26 protein-coding genes are annotated in these 26,093 nt (G+C 70.7%); 13 read left to right on the forward strand and 13 right to left on the reverse strand.

Going from position 1 to position 26,093, the window contains the following annotated elements; all coding sequences use genetic code 11:
- Positions 1 to 2 precede the first annotated feature (2 nt).
- Positions 3 to 881, forward strand: coding sequence for a VOC family protein (locus tag ACJJV7_RS10985; protein ID WP_405374773.1), 879 nt, complete (start codon positions 3 to 5; stop codon positions 879 to 881).
- Here ACJJV7_RS10985 and ACJJV7_RS10990 read toward each other — a convergent pair.
- The 5 genes from ACJJV7_RS10990 to ACJJV7_RS11010 all read right to left on the reverse strand — a co-directional run bounded on the left by ACJJV7_RS10990 (position 878) and on the right by ACJJV7_RS11010 (position 6,734).
- Positions 878 to 1,888, reverse strand: a complete 1,011-nt coding sequence (locus tag ACJJV7_RS10990; protein WP_405374771.1) for a LacI family DNA-binding transcriptional regulator — start codon at positions 1,886 to 1,888, stop codon at positions 878 to 880. The genes ACJJV7_RS10985 and ACJJV7_RS10990 overlap by 4 nt on opposite strands.
- Before the next feature lie 7 nt (positions 1,889 to 1,895).
- Positions 1,896 to 3,392, reverse strand: a complete 1,497-nt coding sequence (locus ACJJV7_RS10995) for a GH1 family beta-glucosidase (RefSeq protein ID WP_405374769.1) — start codon at positions 3,390 to 3,392, stop codon at positions 1,896 to 1,898.
- A gap of 11 nt (positions 3,393 to 3,403) precedes the next feature.
- Positions 3,404 to 4,321 carry a carbohydrate ABC transporter permease gene (locus ACJJV7_RS11000; RefSeq protein ID WP_405374766.1) on the reverse strand — a complete coding sequence of 306 codons (918 nt, stop codon included), beginning with the start codon at positions 4,319 to 4,321 and terminating at the stop codon, positions 3,404 to 3,406.
- Complete coding sequence (locus ACJJV7_RS11005) at positions 4,318 to 5,352, reverse strand: carbohydrate ABC transporter permease (protein WP_405374764.1); 1,035 nt, start codon at positions 5,350 to 5,352, stop codon at positions 4,318 to 4,320. Before ACJJV7_RS11005 ends, ACJJV7_RS11000 begins: the two co-directional genes overlap by 4 nt.
- A gap of 101 nt (positions 5,353 to 5,453) precedes the next feature.
- Complete coding sequence (locus ACJJV7_RS11010; RefSeq protein ID WP_405374762.1) at positions 5,454 to 6,734, reverse strand: extracellular solute-binding protein; 1,281 nt, start codon at positions 6,732 to 6,734, stop codon at positions 5,454 to 5,456.
- A 200-nt stretch (positions 6,735 to 6,934) separates the two neighbouring features.
- Between ACJJV7_RS11010 and purS the strand changes: the two genes are divergently transcribed.
- Positions 6,935 to 7,180 (forward strand): phosphoribosylformylglycinamidine synthase subunit PurS, encoded by a 246-nt coding sequence (gene purS, locus ACJJV7_RS11015; protein WP_405374760.1) that lies wholly within the window; start codon positions 6,935 to 6,937, stop codon positions 7,178 to 7,180.
- Positions 7,177 to 7,884 carry a phosphoribosylformylglycinamidine synthase subunit PurQ gene (gene purQ, locus ACJJV7_RS11020; RefSeq protein WP_405374758.1) on the forward strand — a complete coding sequence of 236 codons (708 nt, stop codon included), beginning with the start codon at positions 7,177 to 7,179 and terminating at the stop codon, positions 7,882 to 7,884. Before purS ends, purQ begins: the two co-directional genes overlap by 4 nt.
- Positions 7,885 to 7,939: 55 nt before the next feature.
- Here purQ and ACJJV7_RS11025 read toward each other — a convergent pair whose 3' ends face one another.
- Positions 7,940 to 10,501 (reverse strand): ABC transporter, encoded by a 2,562-nt coding sequence (locus ACJJV7_RS11025; protein WP_405374756.1) that lies wholly within the window; start codon positions 10,499 to 10,501, stop codon positions 7,940 to 7,942.
- A 101-nt stretch (positions 10,502 to 10,602) separates the two neighbouring features.
- Here ACJJV7_RS11025 and ACJJV7_RS11030 point away from each other — a divergent pair, with 101 nt between their 5' ends.
- Positions 10,603 to 11,520 carry a 2-hydroxyacid dehydrogenase gene (locus ACJJV7_RS11030; RefSeq protein WP_405374754.1) on the forward strand — a complete coding sequence of 306 codons (918 nt, stop codon included), beginning with the start codon at positions 10,603 to 10,605 and terminating at the stop codon, positions 11,518 to 11,520.
- Between the two features lie 22 nt (positions 11,521 to 11,542).
- On the opposite strand, the gene ACJJV7_RS11035 is transcribed toward ACJJV7_RS11030, so the two are convergent.
- Positions 11,543 to 12,061 (reverse strand): adenine phosphoribosyltransferase, encoded by a 519-nt coding sequence (locus ACJJV7_RS11035; protein WP_405374752.1) that lies wholly within the window; start codon positions 12,059 to 12,061, stop codon positions 11,543 to 11,545.
- Between the two features lie 80 nt (positions 12,062 to 12,141).
- Between ACJJV7_RS11035 and ACJJV7_RS11040 the strand changes: the two genes are divergently transcribed.
- Genes ACJJV7_RS11040 through ACJJV7_RS11055 form a run of 4 tightly spaced genes read left to right on the forward strand, consistent with a single transcriptional unit; the run spans position 12,142 to position 16,812 of the window.
- Positions 12,142 to 13,815, forward strand: a complete 1,674-nt coding sequence (locus tag ACJJV7_RS11040) for a glycoside hydrolase family 13 protein (RefSeq protein WP_405374750.1) — start codon at positions 12,142 to 12,144, stop codon at positions 13,813 to 13,815.
- A gap of 2 nt (positions 13,816 to 13,817) precedes the next feature.
- Positions 13,818 to 14,849 (forward strand): LacI family DNA-binding transcriptional regulator, encoded by a 1,032-nt coding sequence (locus tag ACJJV7_RS11045; RefSeq protein ID WP_405374748.1) that lies wholly within the window; start codon positions 13,818 to 13,820, stop codon positions 14,847 to 14,849.
- Positions 14,846 to 16,060, forward strand: a complete 1,215-nt coding sequence (locus ACJJV7_RS11050) for an amidohydrolase (RefSeq protein ID WP_405374747.1) — start codon at positions 14,846 to 14,848, stop codon at positions 16,058 to 16,060. The genes ACJJV7_RS11045 and ACJJV7_RS11050 overlap by 4 nt, the downstream gene beginning before the upstream one ends.
- Positions 16,057 to 16,812, forward strand: coding sequence for a hypothetical protein (locus ACJJV7_RS11055; protein WP_405374745.1), 756 nt, complete (start codon positions 16,057 to 16,059; stop codon positions 16,810 to 16,812). The genes ACJJV7_RS11050 and ACJJV7_RS11055 overlap by 4 nt, the downstream gene beginning before the upstream one ends.
- Here ACJJV7_RS11055 and ACJJV7_RS11060 read toward each other — a convergent pair.
- A complete protein-coding gene (locus ACJJV7_RS11060) occupies positions 16,806 to 17,858 on the reverse strand; it encodes a VanZ family protein (RefSeq protein WP_405374743.1) in 1,053 nt (350 codons plus the stop codon). The two genes, ACJJV7_RS11055 and ACJJV7_RS11060, sit on opposite strands and share 7 nt — an antisense overlap.
- A 1-nt stretch (position 17,859) precedes the next feature.
- On the opposite strand from ACJJV7_RS11060, the gene ACJJV7_RS11065 reads away from it, so the two are divergent.
- The 4 genes from ACJJV7_RS11065 to sufU are packed head-to-tail and all read left to right on the forward strand — an operon-like array spanning position 17,860 to position 22,541.
- On the forward strand, positions 17,860 to 19,956 hold the full coding sequence (locus ACJJV7_RS11065) for an APC family permease (RefSeq protein WP_405374957.1): 2,097 nt from the start codon (positions 17,860 to 17,862) through the stop codon (positions 19,954 to 19,956).
- Between the two features lie 38 nt (positions 19,957 to 19,994).
- Positions 19,995 to 20,756, forward strand: coding sequence for a hypothetical protein (locus ACJJV7_RS11070; protein WP_405374742.1), 762 nt, complete (start codon positions 19,995 to 19,997; stop codon positions 20,754 to 20,756).
- 37 nt (positions 20,757 to 20,793) lie between these two features.
- Positions 20,794 to 22,083: a SufS family cysteine desulfurase gene (locus tag ACJJV7_RS11075; RefSeq protein ID WP_405374741.1), complete on the forward strand. Its 1,290-nt coding sequence runs from the start codon at positions 20,794 to 20,796 to the stop codon at positions 22,081 to 22,083.
- Positions 22,080 to 22,541, forward strand: coding sequence for a Fe-S cluster assembly sulfur transfer protein SufU (gene sufU / locus ACJJV7_RS11080; RefSeq protein ID WP_405374739.1), 462 nt, complete (start codon positions 22,080 to 22,082; stop codon positions 22,539 to 22,541). Before ACJJV7_RS11075 ends, sufU begins: the two co-directional genes overlap by 4 nt.
- Before the next feature lie 49 nt (positions 22,542 to 22,590).
- Here the strand turns inward: sufU and ACJJV7_RS11085 are convergent, their stop codons facing one another.
- From ACJJV7_RS11085 to ACJJV7_RS11105, 5 genes are all read right to left on the reverse strand, one after another.
- Entirely contained in the window at positions 22,591 to 23,571 is a 981-nt protein-coding gene (locus tag ACJJV7_RS11085; RefSeq protein WP_405374736.1) for an SRPBCC domain-containing protein, read from the reverse strand.
- Between the two features lie 55 nt (positions 23,572 to 23,626).
- Positions 23,627 to 23,983 (reverse strand): ArsR/SmtB family transcription factor, encoded by a 357-nt coding sequence (locus ACJJV7_RS11090; protein WP_405374735.1) that lies wholly within the window; start codon positions 23,981 to 23,983, stop codon positions 23,627 to 23,629.
- 50 nt (positions 23,984 to 24,033) lie between these two features.
- Positions 24,034 to 24,783, reverse strand: a complete 750-nt coding sequence (locus tag ACJJV7_RS11095; protein WP_405374733.1) for a hypothetical protein — start codon at positions 24,781 to 24,783, stop codon at positions 24,034 to 24,036.
- Positions 24,784 to 24,847: 64 nt separating this feature from the next.
- A complete protein-coding gene (locus ACJJV7_RS11100) occupies positions 24,848 to 25,360 on the reverse strand; it encodes a hypothetical protein (RefSeq protein ID WP_405374731.1) in 513 nt (170 codons plus the stop codon).
- A gap of 46 nt (positions 25,361 to 25,406) precedes the next feature.
- Positions 25,407 to 25,745, reverse strand: coding sequence for a TraR/DksA family transcriptional regulator (locus ACJJV7_RS11105; protein WP_405374955.1), 339 nt, complete (start codon positions 25,743 to 25,745; stop codon positions 25,407 to 25,409).
- Between the two features lie 110 nt (positions 25,746 to 25,855).
- Here ACJJV7_RS11105 and ACJJV7_RS11110 point away from each other — a divergent pair, with 110 nt between their 5' ends.
- Positions 25,856 to 26,056 carry a hypothetical protein gene (locus ACJJV7_RS11110; protein ID WP_405374729.1) on the forward strand — a complete coding sequence of 67 codons (201 nt, stop codon included), beginning with the start codon at positions 25,856 to 25,858 and terminating at the stop codon, positions 26,054 to 26,056.
- Positions 26,057 to 26,093: the final 37 nt, after the last annotated feature.

Raw genomic sequence — 26,093 nt, forward strand, 5'->3', positions numbered from 1 at the left:
GCATGAATGAATCCTCCGCGGCATCCGGTCTTCTCGCGGCCGACACCACGATGGGTGCGGTCACCCTGCTCGTCGGCGACCTCGACGCGATGACGCGGTTCTACCGCGACGTCGTCACGCTCGAGGTGATCTCGTCCGACCGCGACTCCGTGACGCTCGGCCGCGCGGGCACGGGCCTCATCGTCCTCCGCTCCGAGCCGGCGCTCCGGCACGCCACTCACGGGTCTGCGGGCCTGTTCCACACGGCGATCCTGTTCGAGACGCAGGCGGCCCTCGCCGGCGCCCTCGCGTCGCTGGCTCTGCACGCCCCGCACACGTTCACGGGCAGCGCCGACCACCTCGTGAGCCAGGCGTTCTACGCCACCGACCCCGAGGGAAACGGGATCGAGCTCTACTGGGACCGGGCGCGCTCGGAGTGGTCGTGGACGCACGGCCAGGTCGAGATGGCGACCCTCTTCCTCGACCCGAACGCGTTCCTGGCCGAGCATCTCACCCCCGAGGCCGCCGACGGCGGCGCGGCATCCGAGCCCGCCACGATCGGCCACGTGCACCTCTCCGTCGGCGACGTGGCCACCGCGCGCACCTTCTACGTCGACACGCTCGGATTCCAGGCGACCGCGTCGATCGCCGGCTCGGCGCTGTTCGTGAGCGCCGGCGCATACCACCACCACATGGCGATGAACGTGTGGAACTCCCGCGGCGCCGGACCCCGGATGCCGTCGCTCGGGCTCGGGCGGGTCGACCTGGTCCTGCCGCACGCCGACTCCCTCGGCGAACTCGGCGAACGGCTCCGCCGCCGCGGCATCCCCCTCGCCGACGACGGCCGCACGGTCAGCTTCGCCGACCCGTGGGAGAACGCCCTGACGGCGGTCGTCGCCTAGGCCGACTCCCGCACCACGAGCGCGGTGTCGAGCAGGGTCACGTAAGGCGACGAGCCGCCGGCGAGGCGGCTCAGGAGGGTGTCGGCCATGATCTCGCCCTGCTGGAACGACGGCTGCCGCACGGTCGTGAGCGCCGGCGACACGGTGGTCGCCACGGGCGAGTCGTCGTAGCCGACGACGGCGACGTCTTCGGGAACCCGGATGCCGGCGCGGGCGAGCACCGCGAACGCGCCCCGCGCCATCAGATCGCTCGCGATGAAGAGGGCGTCGAACGGGGCGCCGGAGTCGAGGATGCGGCGCATCGCTGCCGCGCCGCCGTCGGCGGTGAAGTTGCCGTCCTCGATCGCGACGGGCTCGAGCCCCGCCTCGGCGAGCGATGCCCGGAACCCGGCGAGCCGGTCGATGCCCCCGGGCATGGTCGGCGGACCGGTGATCGTCGCGATGCGCGTGTGACCCCTCGACACGAGGTGGTCGGTGGCGAGCCGGCCGCCCGCGACGTTGTCGACGTCGACGTAGTAGTCGCTCTCGCGGTCGCGGACGGGTCGCCCGCCGTAGACAACCGGAACGGCCGCCGCGATGCGGTCGATGAAGGTGTCGCTCGTGTGGTGCGAGACGATGATCGCCCCGTCGACGGCGCCGCTGCGGAGGTACGCGGTCGCTTTGTCGTCGGGGTCGTCGTTGGCGATGATGAGGTTCAGGACGTAGTCCGACCGGCTCATCCGGGAGTTGATCCCGCTCACGATCGCCGCGAAGAACGGGTCGCCGAAGAACCGCGTCGTGTCCTCCGGCACCACGAGGGCGATGGCCATCGTCGCCCGACTCGCGAGCGAGCGCGCGGCCCGGTTGGGCACGTAGTTGAGCGCGTCGATCGCGCGGCGGACGGATTCGAGCGCCGTCGGACTGACAGCGGTCGAGCCGTTCACCACGCGGGAGACGGTCGAGCGGGAGACGCCGGCAGCCGCCGCCACCTCTTCGATGGTCACCGGGGTGCGGAGGATGTCGGTCACGGCGGGGCTACCTCTGAGAAGGCGGGATGTCGATCGCTCGGGCAGCGATGATGCGACGATACTCCAGCGCGCTGTCTTTGAAGGAACGCTCCTGGGTCTCGTAGTCGACCCGGACGATGCCGAACCGCTTCTCGTAGCCCCACGCCCACTCGAAGTTGTCCATCAGCGACCAGTAGAAGTAGCCGCGCACGTCGACGCCCGCGTCAGCGGCATCCAGGATCGCGCCGAGGTGACCGCGCAGGAACGACACGCGATCCGCGTCGTGCACCCGCGTCTCACCGTCTTCGTCGACGGCGACGTCGTCGAACGCGGCTCCGTTCTCGGTGACGTAGAGCGACGTGCAGGCGGCCTGTGCGTACTCCTCCCACACCCGCGTGAGCAGGGTCGTGAGCCCCTCGGGCTGCACCTCCCAGTTCATCGACGTGCGCGGCAGGCCCCGGTCGTACCAGTAGACGTGCTCTCCGGCGGGCCACGGCGACCCGGCGAGGCGCTCGGTCGGGGCGTCTCCGGCGGCCGGCGGGTCGACGGGCGGCGTGCCTCCGACGAACTCGCCGTGGTAGTAGTTGACGCCCAGGGCCGAGATCGGCTGCGCGATCGTCTCGAGGTCGCCCGGGCGCACCGAGTCCTCGAAAGCGGCGACCGCGTCGGCGTCGACGGCCCGGACGTCCTCGACGATGTCGGCCGGGTAGCCGCGACCGAACACCGGATCGAGGAACCACCGGTTGAAGTGACCGTCGATCAGTCGCGCGGCCGTCACGTCCTCGGGCTTCGACGGATCGGCGGGCTCAGCCACCGTGAGGTTGAGCGTGATGCCGAGGTCGAGAGACGCGTCGCGCGAGCGCAGCTCGCGGATGGTCTGACCGTGGGCCAGCAGAAGGTGGTGCGAGGCGAGCAGGCCGTCGCGGATGCTGTACCGCCCCGGGGCGTGGATGCCCGCCGTGTAGCTGAGGAACGACGCGCACCACGGCTCGTTCAGCGTGGTCCATGCGGTGACCCGGTCGCCGAGGGCGTCGTGCACCGACAGGGCGTACTCGGTGAACCGGTCGCTCGTCTCGCGCACGGTCCAGCCGCCGCGGTCCTCGAGCGCCTGCGGCATGTCCCAGTGGTACAGGGTGAGCAGCGGGGCGATGCCCGCGTCGCTGAGCTCGTCGACGAGGCGCTTGTAGAAGTCGAGCCCCTTCTGGTTGACGGGACCGCCGTCGGGACGCACGCGCGACCACGACGTCGAGAAGCGGTACGAGTCGAGGCCCAGCTCGCGCATCAGCGCCACGTCGCCGCGGTACCGGTGGTAGTGGTCGCAGGCGACGTCGCCGTTCTCCCCGCGGATCACGGCGCCGGGCACGCGGGCGAACGCGTCCCAGATGGATGCCGTGCGTCCGTCCTCGAACGCGGCCCCCTCGATCTGGTACGCGGCGGTCGCGGCGCCGAAGCGGAAGTCGGTGGGGAACGGACGGGCGGATGCGGTGGTCACGGTCGCAGGGTATCCCGCCGAGACGATGCTCATGCGATGAACCGTCAGCCCTTGACCGCGCCGGCCATGATGCCGCTGACGAGCTGCTTGCCGGCGACGACGAAGAGCAGGATGAGCGGGATGGTCGCGATCAGCACGCCGGCGAGCACGATCGAGTAGTCGACGAAGTAGTTCGCCTGCAGCAGCGAGAGCGCGACGGGCAGCGTCGGGCTCTGCCGGTCGAGCACGATGAAGGGCCAGAAGAACTGGTTCCACGCGCCGACGAAGGTGAAGAGGAAGAGCATGGCTGCGGCAGGGCGGGCAGCGACGACACCGACGGTCCAGAAGGTGCGGATCTGCGTCGCACCGTCGACGCGGGCGGCCTCGATGAGCTCGTCGGGAACCGCCTGGCCGATGTACTGCGTCATCCAGAACACCCCGAAGGCGCTCGTGAGCGCCGGGATGATGATCGCGCCGATCTGACCCGTCCAGCCGAGGTCGGCGAACAGGATGTAGAGCGGGACGACACCGAGCTGCGTCGGCACCGCCATCGTCGCGACGACGAAGGCGAGGAGTCCCTTGCTGCCGCGGAACCGCAGCTTGGCGAAGGCCCATCCTGCGAGCGTCGAGAACACGACGACGGATGCCGCGATCACGGTCGAGCTGAAGATCGAGTTCCACAGCGCGAGCCAGAAGTTCACGGCCGGGTCGTTCATCACCGACATCGCGTTGGCGACGAAGTTCGCTCCCGGGATCCACGACATGTTGGGGTCGTTGATCGTGGCCGAGTCGCCCGAGCCGATCAGGAACGACCAGTAGTAGGGGAAGATCGCCGACACGGCGACCACGCCGAGCCCGATGTAGACCCAGAAGCCGGCACGGATGCCGCGGATCTTCGTGGTGCGCTCACCGCGGCGGCGACGCCCGGCATCCGGGATGTTCTTCTCGACGATCGCGAGGGGCGGTTCGTTGATCGCAGTCATCGCAGGGACTCCTTCGCGGCACGGCGGGCACGGCGCGGTGCGGTGACGCCGCGACCGCCTTCGTCGCGGACGAGGCGACGGGTGATGAGCAGGTTGATGAGGCCGATCACCACGATGATGATGAAGAGGATCCAGGCGAGCGCGGCGGCGCGACCGAAGTTGAAGTCGCCCCAGCCGATGTTGTAGAGGTACAGCGTGATCGTGAGCCACTGCTGCGCGGCGCCACCCTCACCCGTGTTGTCGAACATGCGCGGCTCGTCGAAGATCTGCAGGCCGCCGATGGTCGACGTGATGATCACGAAGATCAGCGTCGGGCGGAGCGAGGGGAGCGTGATGCTCACGAACTGGCGGAAGATGCCCGCACCGTCGACGGTCGCTGCCTCGTAGTACTCGCGGGGGACGGCCTGCATCGCGGCGAGCAGGATGAGCGCGTTGTAGCCGGTCCAGCGGAAGTTGACCATCGTGGAGATGGCGACGTGGCTCCAGAACGGGTCCTTGTGCCAGCCGATCGGGTCGAGGCCGAGGTCGGTGAGCGTGTTGTTCACGAGTCCGTGGACGTCGCCGAACATGTTGCTGAAGATCAGGGCCACGGCGACCGGCGCCATCACGAAGGGCAGGAGCACGCTCATGCGCCAGAAGGTCTTGGCGCGGATGTTGCGGTCGAGCATGGCAGCGATGAAGATCGCGAGGATCAGCTGCGGCACCGTCGACAACAGGAAGATGCTGAAGGTGTTGCGGAGGGCCGACCAGAACTTCGGGTCGTTGAGGATCCAGGCGTACTGCTCGAATCCGACGAAGGTTCCCTCGTTGCGGATCAGGTCCCACTCCTGGAACGAGATCACGGCGGTGAAGCCGATCGGGAAGAGCCCGACGATCGCGAAGAGGATGAAGAAGGGCGAGATGTAGAGGTACGGCGAGAGCTTGAGGTCCCACCGGCTCAACCGCTGGCTGAACGAGAGCACCCGGGGGGCGCGCTCCGCGGACGGCGGGTCGTCCAGCGGGCTCGTGGTGCGGGTTTCGGTCACGGTCACGAGGTTCTCCGTCGTCAGCGTCGGTCGAAGGATGGCAGGAGGAGAGGGGATGCCGGCCGCGTCCGCGGGCGGAGCGCGGCCGGCATCCCGTCAGAGATGGGTCAGAACTTCTCGACCTCGGCGACCCAGGTGTCCCAGGCGGCCTGCTCGTTCTCGGTGCCGTCGAACACGCGGTTCACGGCGTTCTGGAGAGCGTCGTGGTACTTGAAGTAGTCGGCGCTCTTGTACGGCTGGACGGTCACGGCCTCGGCGCGCGAGGCGCCGATCTCACCGGTCTTGGCGTCGTTGAAGTACTCGTTGACGTAGCCGGTCAGGTCGGGGTTCTCGTACGCCTCGCTCTGGCTCGGGAAGGCGCCGACGTTGACGAACGCCTCGACCTGCTGCTCGGGAGCGGACAGCCAGTCGGCGAGCTTCTGCGCCTCGGCGATGTTCTTGCCGTTGGCGGGGATGGTCAGGTACGAGCCACCCCAGTTGCCGCCGCCGTTCGGGAAGGTGTTCGCGATCTTCCAGTTGGCCTGGTCGGGTGCGTAGCCGGCGATGATGCCCTGCATCCAGCCGGGGCACAGCACCGTGGCGAACTCGTCGGTCTTGAACGCGGCGATCCAGTCGTCGCCCCACTGAGCCGAGTAGGCCGAGTTCGGGACGGCGCGCTCGGTGACGCTCTTGTAGGCCTCGGCGATCTCGGGGTTCGAGGTCGCGATGACGTTGCCGTCGGGCTCGTCGTAGGTGAGCTCCATCTGGTTCACGATGCCCTGGAGCACGGAGTTGGCGGAGTCGATCATCGCCTTGCCGGAGGCTTCCTTGTACTGGTCGGCGACGTCGAAGTAGGTGTTCCAGTCGCCGTCGAAGAGGGCTTCGACCTCGGCGGGCTCGGTGGGCAGACCGGCTGCCTCGAAGAGGTCGGAGCGGTAGCAGATCGCCTGCGGGCCGATGTCGGTGCCGTATCCGATGAGGTTGCCCTCGGGGTCGGTCGCGGCGGCTTCCTTCCAGTCGAGCCAGCGGCCCTTCAGGTCTGCGGGCACGGGAGCCAGCAGGTCGGAGTACTGCATGGCCTCGGACAGCCAGTCGACCTCGACGGCCTCGATGTCGGCGAGGCCTTCCTTGCCGAGCTTCTGGAAGAAGTTCTTGCGGGCGTCGCCCGACTCGGCCGCCTTGTTGTGGACGATCGTGACGTTCGGGTTCTCGTCCTCGTACTTCTGCAGGAACTCGTCGGTGTAGCCGAAGTTGTTGAACGTCGCGATGGTCAGCGTGACGTCCTCTTCACCGGTCGTCCCCTCGGCGGCGGGCGTGGTGCCGCCGTTCGAGCAGGCGGCCAGCATCAGGGCCGAGGTGGTGGCGACACCGGCGATGAGGCCGACGCGTCGCAGGGCGCGTGAATTCACAGGACACTCCTTTGTGGTGTGGGCGAGAGCGAGGTGCGGGTCCCCCGTGGTGGGAGCGCTCTCATCGATCTGGCTCGACGCTATGGGATCGCTCCCACGAGTGTCAAGCAGCTCGGGATGCCACCTCGGTCACGGTTTGGTCACGCGTCCGGGGCCATAGACTGGGCACACCCCCTGCCCGCGACATCCCGGAGCCTCGAATGCCCACCATCGTCGTTGACGTCATGCCCAAGGCCGAGCTGCTGGACCCGCAGGGAAAGGCCGTCGCCGGCGCACTCCAGCGCCTGGGCCACAGCGGCTTCTCCGATGTCCGCATCGGCAAGCGATTCGAGCTCACCGTCGAGCGCGCCGACGACGAGACCCTCGCCGCCGTGCGCGAGCTCGCCGACGAGATCTTCTCCAACTCCGTGATCGAAGACGTGGTCGGCATCGAGGTCGTCGAGTGACCGCCCGCGTCGGCGTCATCACGTTCCCCGGGTCGCTCGACGACCGTGACGCGCAGCGCGCGATCCGCCTCGCCGGCGGCGAGCCCGTCGCGCTGTGGCACGGCTCGCACGACCTCGACGGCGTCGACGCGCTCGTCCTGCCCGGTGGCTTCAGCTACGGCGACTACCTGCGCGCCGGCGCGATCGCGGCGCTCGCGCCCATCATGTCCGAGGTGAAGGACGCCGCGGCGAAGGGGATGCCGATCCTCGGCATCTGCAACGGGTTCCAGATGCTCGTCGAAGCCCACCTGCTGCCGGGTGGCCTCATCCGCAACGCGCACCAGCAGTTCATCCGCCGTGACCAGCGCCTGATCGTCGAGAACAACGACACCGCATGGACGAGCGACTTCCGCACCGGTGAGGAGATCGTCATCCCGCTGAAGAACGCGGACGGCGGCTACACGGCCGATGCCGAGACGCTCGCCCGGGTCAACGGCGAGAACCTCGTCGCGTTCCGCTACGCCGGCGTCAACCCCAACGGGTCGATCGAGGACATCGCGGGGCTCACCAACGAGAGCGGCAACGTCGTCGGCCTCATGCCGCACCCCGAGCACGCGATCGAGCCGGGCTTCGGCCCCGACACGACCGTCGCGATGCGATCGGGCGTCGACGGACTCAAGTTCTTCACCTCGGCGATCGCCGCCGTCGTCCACTCCGTGGCCTGACGAGGTATCGCCGCACAGGCGAAACGACGCACCGCGACCCTCGACTGACCGGAGCTCAGGCTTCGCGTGGAGCGAGGCGCCGGGCGAGGTACGGGGCGGTGCGGCTGTCGGGCGCGGCGGCCACGGCATCCGGAGTTCCCGCCGCGACGATCCGGCCGCCCGCGTCGCCGCCCGAGGGTCCGAGATCGATGACCCAGTCGGCCGCGGCGACGACGTCCATGTCGTGCTCGACGACGACGACCGTGTCGCCCGAGTCGACGAGCGCGTGCAGCTGCTCGAGGAGCAGGCGCACGTCGGCCGGGTGGAGTCCGGTCGTGGGCTCGTCGAGCAGGTAGAGCGTGTGGCCGCGACGGGCGCGCTGCAACTCCGTCGCGAGCTTGATGCGCTGCGCCTCGCCTCCCGACAGCTCCGTCGCGGGCTGGCCGAGACGGAGATAGCCGAGACCCACGTCCTGGAGGGTGCGGAGGCTCCGGGATGCCACGGGGACAGCGGCCAGGAACGTCGCCGCCTCGTCGACGGTCATCGCGAGGACGTCGGCGACGGTCCTGCCCTCGTACGTGACCTCGAGGGTCTCCGCGTTGTAGCGGGCGCCGTGGCACGTGGGACAGCGCCCGTAGCTGCCGGGGAGGAAGAGCAGCTCGACCGACACGTACCCCTCGCCGAGGCAGGTCTCGCAGCGTCCGCCGGCGACGTTGAACGAGAAGCGTCCGGCGGTGTACCCGCGGGCCCGGGCGATGTCGGTGCCGGCGAACACCGAGCGGACGGCGTCGAACAGGCCGGTGTAGGTCGCGAGGTTCGACCGCGGCGTGCGCCCGATCGGCTTCTGGTCGACCCTCACGAGCCGGTCGACGAACTCCAGACCCGACACCTCATCGACCCGGAGCGTGTCGGCGGAGGTCGCCGGCAGCGCGGCGTCGGCGAGCCCCTCGGCCTCGCCTGGCTCGTCGGTCGCGCCGTCGGCATCCGCATCGCCCGTCGATCCGCCCCGGAGGTGACGGTCGACGACCTCCCGCAGCACCCGGCTCACCAGGGTGGACTTGCCCGAGCCCGAGACGCCGGTCACGGCGACGAGCGCGCCCAGCGGAATCTCGGCGTCGAGGCCCGAGAGGTTGTGCAGCGAGATGCCGCCCAGGCGGAGCCAGCCGGTGGGGGTCCGGCGCGGACGCGCCGGCTCGGGGGCGCCGCCGCGCCCCGGGAACAGGAACGGGCGCGTCGCCGACGCCTCGACCTTCTCGAGTCCGTCGACGGTGCCGGAGTAGAGGACGTCGCCGCCCGCCTCGCCCGCGCCGGGGCCCACGTCGACGATCCAGTCGGCGCGACGGACGACGTCCATGTTGTGCTCGACCACGTAGACCGAGTTGCCCGACGACCGGAGCTGCTCGAGGACGTCGAGCAGCGGCGCCGCATCGGCCGGATGCAGACCGGCCGACGGCTCGTCGAGGACGTAGACGACGCCGAACAGGCCCGAACGCAGCTGCGTGGCCAGGCGCAGTCGCTGCATCTCCCCGGGCGACAGCGTCGTGGTGACGCGGCCGAGCCCGAGGTAGCCGAGCCCGAGCTCGAGGAGCACCTGGATGCGGGCCAGCAGATCGGTCGTGATGGCCACGGCGACATCGGTGCGCTCCCCCGACTCCGTGGTCGGCAGCGCCGGCGCGGCATCCTCGATCAGCGTCGTGGGGCGGATGATCTCGGCGAGCTCGCGCAGCGGCAGGGCGTTCAGTTCGGCGATCGTGCGCCCCGCGAACGTCACGGCGAGGGCCTCTCGCCGAAGGCCCGTGCCGGAGCAGAGCGGGCACACACCGGTGCGGACGAACGCGAGGACGCGCGCGCGCATCGACGCGCTCTTCGAGTCGGAGAGCGTGTGGAAGACGTACTTCTTGGCGCTCCAGAACATGCCGTTGTAGGGCTTGGCGACCCGGTCGCGCTGGGGAGTGATCTGCACGACCGGCTGCTCGTCGGTGAAGAGGAGCCAGTCGCGGTCGGCGCGGTCGAGCTCGCGCCACGGGCGGTCGACGTCGTAGCCGAGCTCGATGGTGATGTCCCGCAGGTTCTTGGCCTGCCAGGCTCCCGGCCACGCCGCGATCGCGCCGCCCCGGATGCTGAGCGACGGGTCGGGCACGAGTGTGTCCTCGGTGACGGTGTGCGCGACGCCGACGCCGTGGCATTCGGGGCAGGCGCCCGCCGCCGTGTTGGGCGAGAACGCATCGGAGTCGAGGCGGGTCGTGAAGCCGTCGGGGAAGGTCCCGGCGCGGGAGAACAGCATCCGCAGCGAGTTGGAGAGGGTCGTCACGGTTCCGACACTCGAGCGCGAGCTCGGCGCGCCCCTCCGCTGCTGGAGGGCGACCGCCGGGGGAAGCCCGGTGATCGAGTCGACGTGCGGGTCGTGCCCCTGCTGGATCAGGCGGCGCGCGTACGGCGCGACGGACTCGAGATAGCGGCGCTGCGCCTCGGTGAAGATCGTTCCGAAGGCGAGGGACGACTTGCCCGATCCCGACACCCCGGTGAAGGCGACGATCGCGTCGCGCGGCACGTCGACATCGATGTTCCGGAGGTTGTTCTCGTTCGCTCCGCGCACGCGGACGAAGGCGTCGGGGGCTCCGCGGGGGTTTTCGGGCATCGGGCCAGCCTATGCGGGGCCCGGTGCGCGCGGGCCGGGTTCGCGCGCAGGGCGATCACCGTTCGGGCGCGCCGGCCGCGACGGGGGCTAGCCTCGAACGCATGGCTCAGATCAGCGTCAGCGTCCCGTCCGCCCGCCTCGCCGAGGAGCTCGCCGACATCGACGGCGCCGACGTGTTCGTCTGGGAGATGGATGCCGCGTCACCGCGACCGCGGATCGACATCGTCGTCCCGCCCTACATGGGCACGGGGAGCCCGCTCCCCTGGCTGGAGGGCGTGGAGGTCGGGCTCGTGCAGGGCCAGTCGATCGGGTACGAGGGTGTCGAAGACCTCCTCCCCGCCGGATCCGTCTTCGCGAACGCCGCGACCGTCCACGAGGCGTCGACCGCCGAGCTCGCCCTCGCCCTCACCCTCACCGCGCAACGCCAGGTCGACCGCTTCGTGCGGTCGCAGGACGCGCGGGAATGGTCGCCGTTCTCGGCGACAGGCCTCGCCGATCGCCGCGTCATGGTGCTCGGCTACGGCGGCGTCGGCAAGGCCGTCGCCGCGCGGCTCGAGCCGTTCGAGATCGACCTCGTGGCTGTCGCCTCCCGCGCGCGCGACGAAGGCGGCGTCCACGTGCACGGCGTCGATGAGCTGCCGGCGCTCCTTCCCGAGGTCGACATCGTCGTCGTGACGCTGCCCGGCGGCGACCAGACCCGGCACATCGTCGACGATGCGTTCCTCGCGGCGCTGCCGGAGGGCGCCCTCGTCGTGAACGTCGGACGCGGCTCGCTCATCGACACCGACGCTCTCATCGACCACGTCCGGCGACGCGGCATCCGCGCGGGTCTCGACGTGACCGACCCCGAGCCGCTCCCGGCCGACCACGCGCTGTGGACGCTCGACGGCGTGGTCATCTCGCCGCACATCGGCGGCGCGACCGCCGCGATGCACCCGCGGATCGAGCGGCTCATCCGCCGGCAGATCGGTCACCTGCTCGCGGGCGAAGAGCCGGAGAACGTCGTGATCCGCACCTGAGCCGGGCGGGCGAACCCGCAGCTCAGACGGTGAAGACGCTGTGCACCGGGCCGCAGACCTTCTTCCCGTCCAGCGCGGCGAGCTCCATGAGCACCGCCGTGCCCGCCAGCTCGTAGCCGAGCTCGGCGAGGAGCTCCTGGCCGGCGCGCAGCGTGCCGCCGGTGGCCAGCACGTCGTCGACCAGGAGCACGCGGGTGCCGCGCGGCAGGTCGTCGGCCATCTCGATCGTCGCAGTGCCGTACTCGAGGGCGTAGCTCACCGCTCCGGCCGGCCGCGGCAGCTTGCCGGCCTTGCGGATCGGGGCGAGCCCCACTCCCGCGGCCGTCGCGACCGCGCCGGCGAGGAGGAAGCCGCGCGCCTCGACGCCGGCGACCACGTCGAAACGGCCCTCGAAGGGCTGCACCATCGCGTCGACGACGGCGCGGAGCCCCGCGGCATCCGCCAGGAGCGGGGAGATGTCGCGGAACAGGATGCCCGGCTCGGGGAAGTCGGGGATCGTCGCGATCAGCGACTCGGCGCGGGTGAGGGCTTCGGAGGGCACCGACCCAGGCTACTCGGGCCGCTCGTCCTCACGCGTCCCGCACCCTCCCGTGCGCAAGCGCTTGCGCTAGGCTGACGCGCATGACTTCGATCTCCCCCGCGACGCACCCGTCGACGCTGGCCCCCATCGGCGAGAGCCGCCCCGGCGCCGAGTGGTGGCGCACCGCTGTGATCTACCAGATCTACCCCCGCTCCTTCGCCGACGCCTCGGGCGACGGCATCGGCGACCTGCCCGGCATCACGTCGCGTCTCGACGACCTGGCCTCGCTCGGCGTCGACGCCGTCTGGCTGAGCCCGTTCTTCACCTCGCCGCAGAAGGACGCGGGCTACGACGTCGCCGACTACCGCGACGTCGACCCGCTGTTCGGCACGCTCGGCGACTTCGACGACATGCTCGAGGCCGCGCACGCCCGAGGCATCCGCGTCATCATCGATCTCGTCCCGAATCACTCGTCCGATCAGCACGTCTGGTTCCAGGCCGCTCTCGCCGCCGCGCCCGGCAGCCCCGAGCGCGCGCGCTACATGTTCCGCGACGGCACGGGCGAGAACGGCGAGCTGCCCCCCAACAACTGGGAGTCCGTCTTCGGCGGTCCGGCATGGACGCGCGTCGACGACGGTCAGTGGTACCTGCACCTCTTCGACACCTCGCAGCCCGACTTCGACTGGACCAACGAGGAGGTCCGCGAGGAGTTCCGCGGCACCCTCCGGTTCTGGCTCGACCGGGGCGTCGACGGCTTCCGCGTCGACGTCGCGCACGGCCTGATCAAGGCCGACGGCCTTCCCGACTACACCCCGCCCGCCGAGGCCGACTCCATGGGCGGCGAAGAGCCCGTCCCGTACTGGGGTCAGGAGGGCGTCCACGAGGTGTGGCGCGACTGGCACCGCGTCATGGACGAGTACGAGGGCGACCGCGCGCTCTGCGCCGAGGCGTGGCTCCCGACCGTCGACGAGACCGCGAAGTGGGTGCGCTCCGACGAGATGCACCAGGCGTTCAACTTCCCGTACGCGATGAGCGACTGGGACGCCGCGCAGCTGCGCGAGGTCATCAGCGAGTCGCTGCGCGCCTTCCCCGCCGTCGGCGCCCCGGCGACGTGGGTCCTCTCGAACCACGACGTGATCCGCCACGCGACCCGCCTCGCGATGCCCGGACACCCGCAGGGCCACGGCGTCGGACCCGAGACCCCCGGCAAGCCCGACCCCGCGATGGGACTCCGCCGCGCCCGCGCCGCCACGGCCCTCATGCTGTCGCTTCCCGGCTCGTCGTACGTCTACCAGGGCGAGGAGCTCGGCCTTCCCGAGGCGATGGAGCTGCCCGACGACGTCCGCGAGGACCCGACCTGGTTCCGCACGAACGGCGAGCGCTACGGCCGTGACGGATGCCGCGTGCCGCTGCCCTGGGACTCGACCGCCCCGGCGTTCGGCTTCAGCCCCTCGGGAGAGAGCTGGCTGCCCCAGCCCACCGACTGGACCGCATACTCCCGCGACGTCGAGGAGAACGATCCCGAGTCGACCCTGTGGCTCTACCGCAGCCTGCTCGCGACGCGTCGTGCGCACGGGCTCGGCGCTGGATCGCTCGAGTGGCTGGACGGCTACGGCGACGACGTCATCGCGGTGCGCAACGGAGACGTGACGGTCATCGCGAACATCGGCACGTCGCCGGTCGCGCTGCCGAAGGGCACCCTGCTGGTGGCGAGCTCCGCGTTCGAGGGTGGCGAGCTGCCCGCGGACACGACGGTCTGGATCGCCGCGGACTGACCATGCCCGGCATCGACGACGTCGCCCGCGCCGCGGGCGTGTCGGCGGCGACCGTCTCACGCGCGCTCAGCGGGCGCGGGCGCATCTCCGATGCGACCCGTGCCCGCGTCCGCACGGCAGCCGATGACCTCGGGTACGTCGTGTCGGCCGCGGCCTCCACGCTGGCGACCGGCCGCACCTCGAACGTCGGGGTCGTGGTGCCGCTCCTCGACCGGTGGTTCTTCGCGAACGTCCTCGACGGCATCGCCAGCCGGCTCGCGCCGCGCGGCTACGACATGACGCTCTACAACATGAGCGACGACCCCGCGCAGCGCGCCAATGTGCTCGACGTCTCGCTGCGCCGGGGTCGTGTCGACGGGCTCGTCGTGCTCTCCGTCGACCTCGCCGAAGACGAGATCGACCGCCTGCTGGCGCTCGATCTGCCGGTCGTCGGGCTCGGTGCGATGAGCGCCCGCCTGCCCGTCCTCCGGGTCGACGACGCCGCGGTCGCGCGCCTGGCGACCCAGCATCTGCTCGATCTCGGGCACCGCCGGATCGCGCACATCGGCTACAGCAAGGACGGCGACCCGGGGTTCGACATCCCCTCGCTCCGGCGCCACGGGTTCGCGGCGACGATGGCGGATGCCGGTGTCCCCGAGCCCGCATACGCACCGGCCCTGTTCACGATCGAGGAGGGCCACCGGGCGGCGGCTCGGCTGCTCGACGGCGGCACCCCGCCGACGGCGATCTTCGCGGCATCCGACGAGATGGCGTTCGGGGCGCTGTTCGCCGCTCGCGAGCGCGGGCTGGAGGTCCCGCGCGACCTGTCGGTCGTCGGGGTCGACGGTCACGAGATGAGCGGCTTCTTCGGCCTCACGACCGTCGCGCAGTTCCCGCACGGGCAGGGCGAGCGGGCGGGCGACGCCGTGCTCCGCTCGATCGAGGAGGGCGCGGAGCCGGCCGACCGGGAGCTCCCGTTCGAGCTCGTCGTCCGCAGCTCCACAGCGGCTCCCGCAGCGGATGCAGAGGTGTCCCCCGTAGGCTCGACGGCATGACCCTCGACCTCGAAGCGATCTACACCGACCTGCATCGCCACCCCGAGCTCTCGTTCCAGGAGACCCGCACCGCCGGGGTCATCGTTCGCGAACTGGCCGCTCTCGGCCTCGACGCCGAAGAGGGTGTCGGCCGCACCGGCGTCGTGACGAGCATCCGCAACGGGGACGGCCCCGTGGTGTGGCTCCGCGCCGACATGGACGGCCTCCCCGTCGAGGAGCAGACCGGCCTCGCCTACGCGAGCACGGCCCGCGGCGTCGACCCGGCGGGCACCGACGTGCCGGTGATGCACGCGTGCGGTCACGACATGCACGTCACCGCGCTCCTCGGCGCCCTCGAGAAGCTCTCCTCCTCGAAGGACGCCTGGTCGGGCACCGTCGTCGCCGTCTTCCAGCCCGCCGAGGAATACGGCGCCGGCGCGCAGGCGATGATCGCCGACGGCGTGCTCGACCGCTACCCGAAGCCCGACATCGTGCTCGGCCAGCACCTCACCCCGCTTCCGGCAGGCGTCATCGGCGTACGCCCCGGCACCCAGATGGCCGCCTCTGACGGTCTGACGGTGACGCTGCTGGGACGCGGCGGGCACGGCTCCCGGCCGCACTCGACCATCGACCCGGTCGTGATGGCCGCGGCGACCGTGATGCGCCTGCAGACGATCGTGTCGCGCGAGATCGATCCCCGCGAGATGGCGGTCGTGACCGTCGGATCGATCCACGCGGGACTCAAGAACAACATCATCCCCGCCGAAGCCCGGCTCGAGCTCAGTCTCCGCTACCCCGACGAAGCCTCCCGCGCCGATGTGATGGCCCGCGTCGAGCGCATCGTCCGCGCCGAGGCGGCGGCCTCCGGTGCCGAGCAGGAGCCCATCATCTCGACGCAGCACAGCCTGCCCCCGACGATCAACGACCACGCCGCCACGGCGCGCCTCACGGGTGCGTTCGAGCGGGCGTTCGGCGAGGGGGCGGTCGTCGATCCCGGCATGTTCACCGGGAGCGAGGACGTCTCGTGGTTCGCCCGCGAGGCCGGCGTGCCGCTCGTCTACTGGTTCTGGGGCGGCGTCGAGCCGGCGCAGTACGCGGATGCCGTGGCCGCAGGCTCCGTCGCGCGCGACATCCCGACGAACCACTCGCCGTTCTTCGCACCCGTCCTCCACCCGACCATCGCGCGCGGCGTCGACGCTCTGACCGTTGCAGCCCGGGAGTTCCTCGCGTGAGCGGTGTGCACGACGCCCCGAACCGCCGCACGCCGATCCTCCTCGGCGTCGTCGCGGTCGTCCTCCTGATCGCGGTGGTGGTCGCCCTCGGCGCACTCTTCCAGCGCGGGCAGGGTGGTCCGGCTCCGGCCGCACCGGCCGGGTCGACGACCGCTCCGGGCAGCGACGGCACGACGGGCGGCGAGACCGGCGGCGAGCCGGCGCCGGCCGAGCCGGAGGCTGCGGCATCCGTGTCCGTGACGGGAACCGGCTTCACGGTGACGGATGCCGACGGTTCGACCTTCACCCACGCCTGGGCCGACGACGCCGCGCCCGCCATCGAGGCGCTCACCGAGGTGTTCGGCGAAGCCCCGACCGAGGACTTCCAGAACGGCGACGCCGAGAACTGGGCCTACGACATCTACAACTGGTCGGGCTTCCGCCTCTACGACGTGTTCCTCGGCGACGGCGGCCGCTCCCGGTCGGAGGTGCCGGCGCCCACGTTCGCGATGATCACGGGCGGCGCACCCGAATCGGTGAGCATCGTCGACGAGTTCGGCGTCGAGATCGGTGATTCGATCGACGAGGTCCGGTCGAAGGATCCCGTCGACGAGGTGCAGCTTTCGAGCGGCGGCGTCCGGCTCGTCCTCGGCGAAGGCCGCGGCACGTTCTACTCGAACGGCGACCGCACCTTCAGCGCCTTCGTGGTGTCCGATGCCGGCGGCTCGAGCGTGGCCTCCATCACCTACACGTTCCGCGCGCGGGGTCAGTAGCGCGAGCGGGCGTCCTCGAGGCGCTGTGCGCTGACGACACCCGGAAGCCCTCGGCCTCGATCCGTCGTGAAGACGAGCACGACCCCGAGCAGCACGAGCAGTCCACCGACGAGCGAGAACGGGCTCGGAAGGGTGTTCGCGACGAGGATGCCGCCGATACCGCCCGCCCATCGGAGGAGCCGCGCGAGCGGTGCCGGGAGCACGTCGCCGCGATAGCGGAGCTGCACCGCCAGGTCGCCGATGCTCCGTCCCGTCGCGAGCGTCAGCACCAGCGTCACCGCGATGGGCGTCGCGGTGTTCGCGAGACCGGCGATTACGCCGTCGAGCACCGCGTCGCGGTCGCGGGCGACGTACTGCAGCCACACCTGCACCGCCGTGCCCGCGAGCGCGGCGACCACGCTCGCGGCGAGCACGTCGCAGAGCATCGCGAGAAGGCGACGACCGCGCGTGACGGGGCGGGGCTCATCGGCGCCCGGAAGCCGCTCGACCCCACCGGCTCGGCCCGGGATCAGCAGGGCGACCGCGGCCCCGATCACCGCGCCGGAGGTGTTGGTGACCAGGTCGCCGACGTCGAACATCCGATAGGCGCAGGGGAAGACGCCCCACACCCCGGTCACCTGGGTGAGCTCGATGAGGAGCGAGACGGCGCCGCCCACGAGCAGCGCAGTGACCACGCCACGCCGGGCCAGCAGACGCACGAAGATCCCCGCCGGAACGAACAGCGCCACATTGAAGACGACCTGGAGCAGGCGCACGTCCGTCCAGGGGCGGCCGTGGGCGAATGCGGCGGCCACGTCGTCGATCGTCGGGGCCAGCGAGAGCACGGCCGGCGCGCACGCGTAGGAATCCGATGCCGGAAGGGGCAGGAGCGTGTACGTCCACAGCGCCAGGAAGTAGACGAGCGCGGCCGCCCACAGCGCGAATCGCGCCGGGGTGAGGGTGCCGCGGCGGCGATAGCTGACCGCCACGAGCGGCACGAACAGGACGAATCCGACGAGCAGCCCGAGCACGACGGCGGCGACTGCGGGAAACACCTGTGACGACATGATGGCCACCCTAGAGGCGCCGCATTGCGCGGGGGGCCCGGCAGGCGTAGTGTCGCCCGCCGTGGCTCCTGACAGTCGCGAGCCGGAACCGGCCGCATCCCCCATCGCCAAACGCATCCTGATCGGCGATCCCCTCACCTCCGAGAAGCTCGACGAGCAGCTCCTCCCCAAGAAGCGGGCCCTCCCGATCTTCGCGTCGGACGCACTGTCATCGGTGGCCTACGCGCCGCAGGAACTCCTCATGATCCTGCTCGTGGGCGGCACCGCCTTCCTCGCCTTCACCCCGCCCGTCGCGGCCGCCGTCATCGTCCTGCTCGTGGTCGTCGTCCTCAGCTACCGGCAGCTCATCAAGGCCTATCCGTCGGGCGGTGGCGACTACGAGGTCGCCCGCACGAACCTCGGCGAGAACTCGGGCGTCGTGGTGGGCTCGGCGCTCCTCGTCGACTACGTGCTGACGGTGGCCGTCTCGGTGTCCTCGGGCGTCGACAACATCATCTCCGCCGTTCCCGGACTCGACCCGTGGCGGGTCGAGCTCGCGATCGGCTTCGTCATCCTCATCGTCATCGTGAACCTGCGCGGTGTCCGCGAGGCATCCCACGCCTTCGCGATCCCGACCTACGTGTTCATCGGCTCGGTCGCGCTCATGATCGGCACCGGCCTCTTCCGCTGGGCCATCGGCGACGCACCCGTGGCGGCAAGCGCCGGCTACGCGGTCGACGCCGAGAACCTGTCGCAGGTCGCGGTCATCCTGCTGCTCCTGCGGGCGTTCTCGAGCGGCTGCTCCGCCCTCACCGGCGTCGAGGCGGTCAGCAACGGCGTGCCCGCCTTCCGCGCCCCGAAGGTCAAGAACGCGCAGACCACCCTCGTGCTGATGGGCACGATCGCGATCATGCTCTTCGCCGGGCTCACCGCGCTCGCTCTCGTCGCAGGGGTGCACTACGCCGAAGATCCGTGCGCGCTGATCGGCTTCGACTGCGCTGCCGGGCCGCAGCCGAGCCTCATGGCGCAGGTCGCCGCCGCGACGTTCGGGGCGACGTCGCCGCTGTTCTTCCTCGTGCAGGCGGCGACGGCCTGCGTGCTGCTCCTCGCCGCGAACACCGCGTTCAACGGGTTCCCGCTGCTGGGCGCCGTCCTCGCCCGCGACGGCTACGCCCCCAAGGGACTGAACTCGCGCGGCGACCGCCTCGTCTTCTCGAACGGGATGCTGATCCTCGGCGCCGCGGCCATCGGGGTGCTGATCGTCTTCCAGGCGAACCTCACCACCCTGATCCAGCTCTACATCATCGGCGTCTTCGTGTCGTTCTCGCTCGGGCAGCTCGGAATGGTGCGCCACTGGCGCCGCGAGCTCCGGTACTGCAAGAACGACGCCGCGGCGCGTCGGGAGGCGCGTGTCGGACTGGTGATCAACGGCATCGGGGCGGCCTTCACGATCGCGGTGCTGCTCGTGGTGACCGTGACCAAGTTCACCCACGGTGCGTGGCTGGTGTTCCTCGCGATCCCCGTCCTGTCCTTTCTGATGATCGGCGTGAACCGCTACTACCGCGACGTCGAGCACGAGATCTCGATGGACGACACCGTGCGCTACGGCTCGACGGGCGACCTGGCGATCATCCTCGTCGGGAAGCTCCAGAAGCCCGTCGCGAAGGCGATCGACTACGCCCTCGCCGCCAAGCACGACAAGACCCTCGCCGTGCACATCGCGGTGACCACCGATGACATCGCCGAGCTGCAGGCCGACTGGGACGTGCATCGGATGCCGGTGCCCCTGATCGTCGTCGACTCGCCGTACCGGCACTACGCCGCCCCGCTGACCGGCTTCATCGAGAAATACCGCGAGAAGCACGGCCCCGCCGTGGTCACGGTCTACCTGCCGCAGTACATCGTGGGGCACTGGTGGGAGGCGCCGCTGCACAACCGGCGCGCGCGTCGCATCGCGCACCAGCTGATGCTCGTGCACGGCGTCACCGTGACGCTCGTTCCGTGGCTGCTGGATTCGTCGGAGGTCATCTATGGCCGACGCTCCCGCCCCCTCCCGGGCGACGACCGCGCCGGGCGTCCGCAGCCGAGTTTCGGTCTCGTCGAACACTCCGAGAACTGACGGTCGAGCGGGGTCCGTCGCTCTGGCACAATGGCGCCATGCCTGCCTCCGAACGCCCGAAAGCCCTGATCCCCCTGCTGATCGTGGCCGCGGTTCTGGTGATCGCGGCCATCGTCGCGGGCATCATGCTCCTCGGGCGGCCGGGCGGTCCGGCCGCCGCTCCGACGTCTCCGACCCCGTCAGCCGCGCCCTCGTCACCGGCCGCCACTCCGAGTTCCACACCCACACCGACGCCCACCCCGTCTTCAACGGGAGCCGCCGCGGCGAGCAACGTCACGGTGGACGCCCTCGGCTTCGACATCGTGGCCGATGACGGGTCGACGATCTTCGCGTACGAGTGGCCCGACGACGCGGCGCCCGCGGTCGAGGCGCTGACGGCCGCGTTCGGCGACGCGCCGGAGGAGGGCGTGGTGGAGGGCGACGGGACGCACTTCCCCGACTACTCGTCTTACAGCTGGGGCGGGTTCCAGTTCCTCGACATGATCCCGAGCGAGGGGGGCAAGGCGCGGGCGGAGTACTTCGTGCCCTCGTACGTCATCCTGACGAGCAACTCGACGGGCGCGGTCACGGTGACCCCTGAGTTCGATCTGGCGATCGGGCTGAGCGCCGACGAGGTGCGCGCGCTCGGCCCCGATGAAGAGAACGAGCCCACCGCGAGCAACGGTCCGCGCTTCTTCTTCGCCACCGAACGGCAGCGCCCCGCCGACGATCTGGCCTACGAGTACTCGGCCTGGGTAGACACCGACCCCGGGACCGAGGAGGTCACCACGATCACCTACCGGCCTTACTCGGAGCTCTGACCGACCTCGGGTTCCCGCACCGGCGTAGCCTAGGAGGATGACTTCTCCTGCTCTCCCTGCGACTCTCGACGCGGCCGCGATCCGAGCGGATTTCCCCATCCTTCAGCAGGAGGTGAACGGGCACCCGCTCGTCTACCTCGACTCCGCCGCCACGAGCCAGAAGCCGCGCCAGGTGCTGCAGGCCGAGTACGACTTCCTCACCCGCAGCAACGCGGCCGTGCATCGTGGCGCGCACACCCTCGCGGCTGAGGCGACCGACGCGTTCGAGGACGCTCGGGCCGCCGTCGCGCGCTTCGTGGGCGCCCGGCCCGACGACCTCGTCTGGACGAGCGGAGCGACCCAGGGCCTCAACCTGGTCGCCTACGCGATCGGCAACGCGTCGATAGGCCGGGGGGCACCGGCATCCGCTCGGTTCGCGCTGACACCGGGTGATGAGATCGTCACGACTGAGATCGAGCACCACGCCAACCTGATCCCGTGGCAGGAGCTCGCGGCGCGCACCGGCGCCGTGCTGCGCCACATCCCCGTGCACGACGACGGCACGTTCGACATGGATGCCGCGGCGGCACTCATCGGCGAGCGCACCCGCATCGTCGCGTTCTCGCACGTGTCGAACGTCCTCGGCATCGTGAACCCGGTGCGGGAGATCGTCGCCCTCGCCCAGGCGGTCGGCGCCCTGACCGTGCTCGACGCGTGCCAGTCCGCGCCGCACATGCGACTCGACCTGCCGGCGCTCGGGGTCGACCTCGCCGTCTTCAGCGGACACAAGATGCTCGGCCCCTACGGCGTCGGCGGCCTCTACGGCCGCCGCGAGGTGCTCGAGGCGCTGCCCCCGTTCTTGACGGGCGGATCGATGATCACGACGGTCACCCTCCACGAGGCGGGCTACCTGCCGCCGCCGCAGCGGTTCGAGGCGGGCACGCAGCCCGTCGGCCCGGCCGTCGGTCTCGCCGCCGCCGTGCAGTACCTCGAGGGAGTCGGGCTCGAGGCGATCCACGCCCACGAGGCCCGGCTCGCCGCGCGCATGCGCGAAGGGCTCGTCGAGATCCCCGGCATCCGCCTCCTGGGCGACGCGCCCGGCGCCGAGCGGGTCGGGGTCTGGGCGTTCGACGTCGACGGCGTGCACGCGCACGACGCCGGACAGTTCCTCGACGCGCAGGGCGTGGCGGTCCGCGTCGGTCACCACTGCGCGGCGCCTCTCCACACGCGCTTCGGCATGACGGCATCCGTCCGGGCATCGGCTGCGCTCTACACGACGGATGCCGACATCGACACCTTCCTCGATGCCGTCAGCGGCATCCGGTCCTACTTCGGAGTGAACGCATGAGCGGCCTCGATTCGCTGTACCAAGACCTGATCCTCGACCACTCCAAGCACCCCCACGGTCAGGGCCTGTCGCCCGAGGAGGGGCGGAGCGCGAGCTCGCACCAGCACAACCCGATGTGCGGCGACGACATCACCCTGCGGGTGCGTGTCGACGACGCCGGCGAACGGATCGTCGACCTCTCCTGGGAGGGCTCGGGATGCTCGATCTCGCAGGCGTCCGCGTCGATGCTCGCGGCGCTCATCGAGGAGGACGGCGGCGACACCGGCCTCGCCCGTGCCGACGCGACGCACCTCATCGACGGCTTCCGCGAGGCGCTGCGCTCACGCGGGACGATTCCGCTCGACGAGGAGACCTACGCCGACGCTGCAGCGCTCTCGGGCGTCTCGAAGTTCTCGGCGCGCGTGAAGTGCGCCATGCTCGCCTGGGTCGCGCTCGAAGACGCGCTCGCCCGCGCCTGAGCGGCGACCGCGAGGTGTGGCGAGCGGCGCCGAGCCGCCCGCCGCAGGCTCACGCGGCGGCGAGCACTTCCTGTTCGAGCCGTGCGTAGGACGTCTCCATGCCGTCGGTCATCCCGGTGGCGAGGATCATGTCGCGCGTCTCCTTGTCGGGGTACTCGATGAGCAGGGTCAACAGCGTCATGCCGTCCTCCTCGTAGAGCTGCAGGTCGTTGATCGTCGACGGACCGTCGGTGCCCGACATCTTCTCGGTGCTCACCGACCGTCGAGGCGCATCGACCTGGAGGGACTCGCCCTCGAACCCGAACGCCGTGTCGGGGTTGCCGTCCTGCTCCCACGCGTACCGGTACGACTGACCCGCTTCGGTCGCGGGTTCGACCGTCGTCATCGACCAGCCGTCGGGGCCCAGCATCCACTTCTTCATCAGCTCCGCGTCGTGGTGCGCCTGCCACACCAGGTCGCGGGGGCCGTCGATGAGGCGCGTGATGCGCACGTGCGTGTCGTCGAGGAGTTCGACCTGGGTGCCCGCTCCCCGCGAGTAGTCGCGGAGGTCGCGGAGCACGGCGTCGAGCTGCGCCATCGCCATGCGCGAGCCTTCGACGGCCCCCATCGCGACGACCTGCTCGAGGGCTTCGGCCGAGGTGAAGAAGGTGATGTTCGACATGCGCGAGCCGGTCTCGGTCGCCGCGAATGTGAACACCATGCGCATGGCCGGAAACTCGGCCATCGGCTCGCCGTTCTCATCGGCGAAGGCGTCGAGGACTTCGAAGCTCACGCCGTCGTCGATCGCGAGGAACTCCCAGCGTCCGCGCGACGTCTCGCCCTGCGGGCTGGTCATCGCATAGTGCGCCTCGCCGCCGACGGTGAAATCGAAGGCGGTGAAGACGGCCGGCCAGCCGGGAGGGCCCCAGAAGCGCTCGAGCTGGCTCGGTGTCGTGAACGCGCGCCACAGCCGGTCGACGGGCGCGTCGACCTCCGCGGTGAGGGTCATGGTGAGCGTCTCGGCGTCGGTGGTGATGTCGGTCACAGGCATGTCGTTCTCCTTCGTGGGTCCAGGTGGTGTGCGTCGTCGATGTGCGGGGTGGGAGTCAGCCTTCGGGCGAGGCGAGCAGGTCGTCGAGGCGGTCGACGCGCGCCCGCCAGAGGTCTTCGTACCGGGCGAGCAGGGCCCGGGCCCTAGCGATCATCGCCGGGTCCGCCCGCACGAGCCGCTCACGGCCCTCGGCACGCTTGACGATGAGCTCGGCCGCCTCGAGCACGGCGACGTGCTTCTGCACGGCTGCGAACGACATGTCGTAGTCCGCGGCGAGCGCGGAGACGGACTGCTCGCGGTCGAGCGTGCGGCGGAGGATGTCTCGTCGGGTGGCGGCGGCGAGAGCGTGGAAGACGCGGTCGATCTGCTCATCGGTGAGGCCGTTCTGCGGGGAGGATCTTTGTACAACCATTTGGTTGCACGTTAGACCCGGGGGGTCGCCGCGTCAAGACCTTCGGGCGTTCAGTTCGCGCCCGCGAGCACCCGTGCCCAGACGTCCTCGTCGTCGAGAAGATCACGGACGCGCTGAACGGCGATGGTCGCGTCGTGCGGGCCGGTCGTCGTGGTGCCTGCCGGCGCGACCACCGCCTGCCGGGCTCGCTCGAGCGCGCCCTCGAGCTCGGTGTTCGCGGTGCGGCGGGCGGCGTCCACGATGCGGTCGAAGGGCTGAGCGTAGAAACCGGGCGCGGAACGGAACGCCGCATCCGCTCCGCGCACCTGGATGTCCCTCCGGAGGTCGAGGAGGATCACGGCATCCTGAGCCCAGGGCGGCAGAGTGCGGAACTGTGCCGAGTCGCCGAATCCGCTCGGCTGCGAGGGGCGAACGGCCCAGATGAAGGAGAGCGCATCGCGCCGGTCGTCGATGTCGGCGAGCGCCGCGGCGGTGAGCTGAACCCGGTCCGTCAGCACGATGCGGCGCACCGTGTCATCCGGCGGCGCGAAGGCACCCCCTCGGGCGAGCAGAGACCCGGCGGCACGTTGCACGGCACGGCTGCGGGGCGCGTCGGGGAGCGGACCGCCGGCGGTCGTCGACCGGCGATTCCGGGCACGCGCGATCACGTAGACCACCGGCGTCACCACCAGGACGAGCGTTCCGACGCCGAGACACAGGCCGAGGGCCAGTCGCGCCGCATCCGACAGCGCACCCGCCGGCTCGGCGAGCACGACGACGATGGCGAGGACCGCCACGCCGGTGGCCAGCCACGAGAGCATGCCGAGAAGCGCGCGTCTCGCGCGGTGGCCGGCCGGTGGGGAATCCCCTCCCCCGGCGGGCGAGTCACTCACCGCCGGTGAGCGTCCAGAGGTGATCGGTGCCGTTCTCGATCGCCACGACCGCCACGTTCTGTGTGAGGTCGGAGCGGTCGAAGAGCTGCGTCGCGCAGGCGCTCACCCCGAAGCGCTCCAGGAACCACTGCGAGAGAGGGCGCGAGCTCATGCCCTGCCAGCAGAAGAACACGGTCTGCTTCTTGTCCCGATCCCGGTAGGTGGCTTTCTCATCGGCCTGTATGAGATCGACCGGGAGCGCGGTGTCGATCGCGAGTTGGATGGCATCGAGGTCCGGCGTCGTCTTCGCCGGGTCCCAGAAGACGCGGATGACGAACCCGGTGCCCTTTCCTCCTGGCGCCGGGAACCCTCGATACGCGCCGACGTAGCGTTCGTCGGCTCGTTCCCAGAGGTCGAAGGCGACTCGGGCTTGCTTCTTCGCCCCGAAGACGCGCGGCTGGTCCGTGGCCGCGAGGAAGCCTTCGGGGGTGGTCAGAGTGGCGGCGATCTGTGCGGAGCTCGACATGAGGGCTTCTTTCTGCCGGAGGATGGGCCTCAGCCTAGGGCCCTGATCAGAGCCGCGAGGCGCACTCCACACAGAGGGTCGACTGCGGCCGCGCCTCGAGCCGGCCTGCGGGGATCGCGCGGCCGCAGCCCGCGCAGACACCGTAGGTTCCGGCCGCCACGCGAGCGAGCGCGTCCTGCACCTCGCGGAGCTCACGGCGGGTGGATGCCTGGACCGCCGACACCCGCTGCCACTCCCCCGACAGGGTCGACCCCTCCGGGTCGTGCTCGTCGTCGGCGGTCGCATCGGCCCGATCGGCGCGCAGTGACGCGTCGTCGGCGTCGAGACGGCCGAGCATTCCGGCGAGTTCGCGCTGTCGACGCTCGAGCTGCTCGACCGGGTCCACCTCCGCCACGGCCCCATCGTAGGCGCGGTACCGGCGCCGCGGGCCGGCGTCAAGACCGTGGCCGCCCCGCCTTCGGCGAGCGAGGGTGGAGTCCAACGGAAGGAGCCACCATGGCTGAGAACGAGCAGCAGCACGACCCCGAAGAGATGCCCGACACCGAGGAGCTCGAAGAGCCCAGCGTCGCGAAGGAGCCGGGCGAGGAGCCCAAGGCACCTGAGAAGAAGGACGAGGAGCCCAGCCACCACGCCGTCGGCATCGGCATCGTCGAGTCCGAGACGGTCTCTACGGACGACGAACCTCAGGAGGCGTAGCGCACCGGGCTCGCGGCTGACCGTCGCGCATCGGGCC

This window comes from Microbacterium sp. Ld4 (assembly GCF_045066555.1).
Lineage (GTDB): Bacteria > Actinomycetota > Actinomycetes > Actinomycetales > Microbacteriaceae > Microbacterium.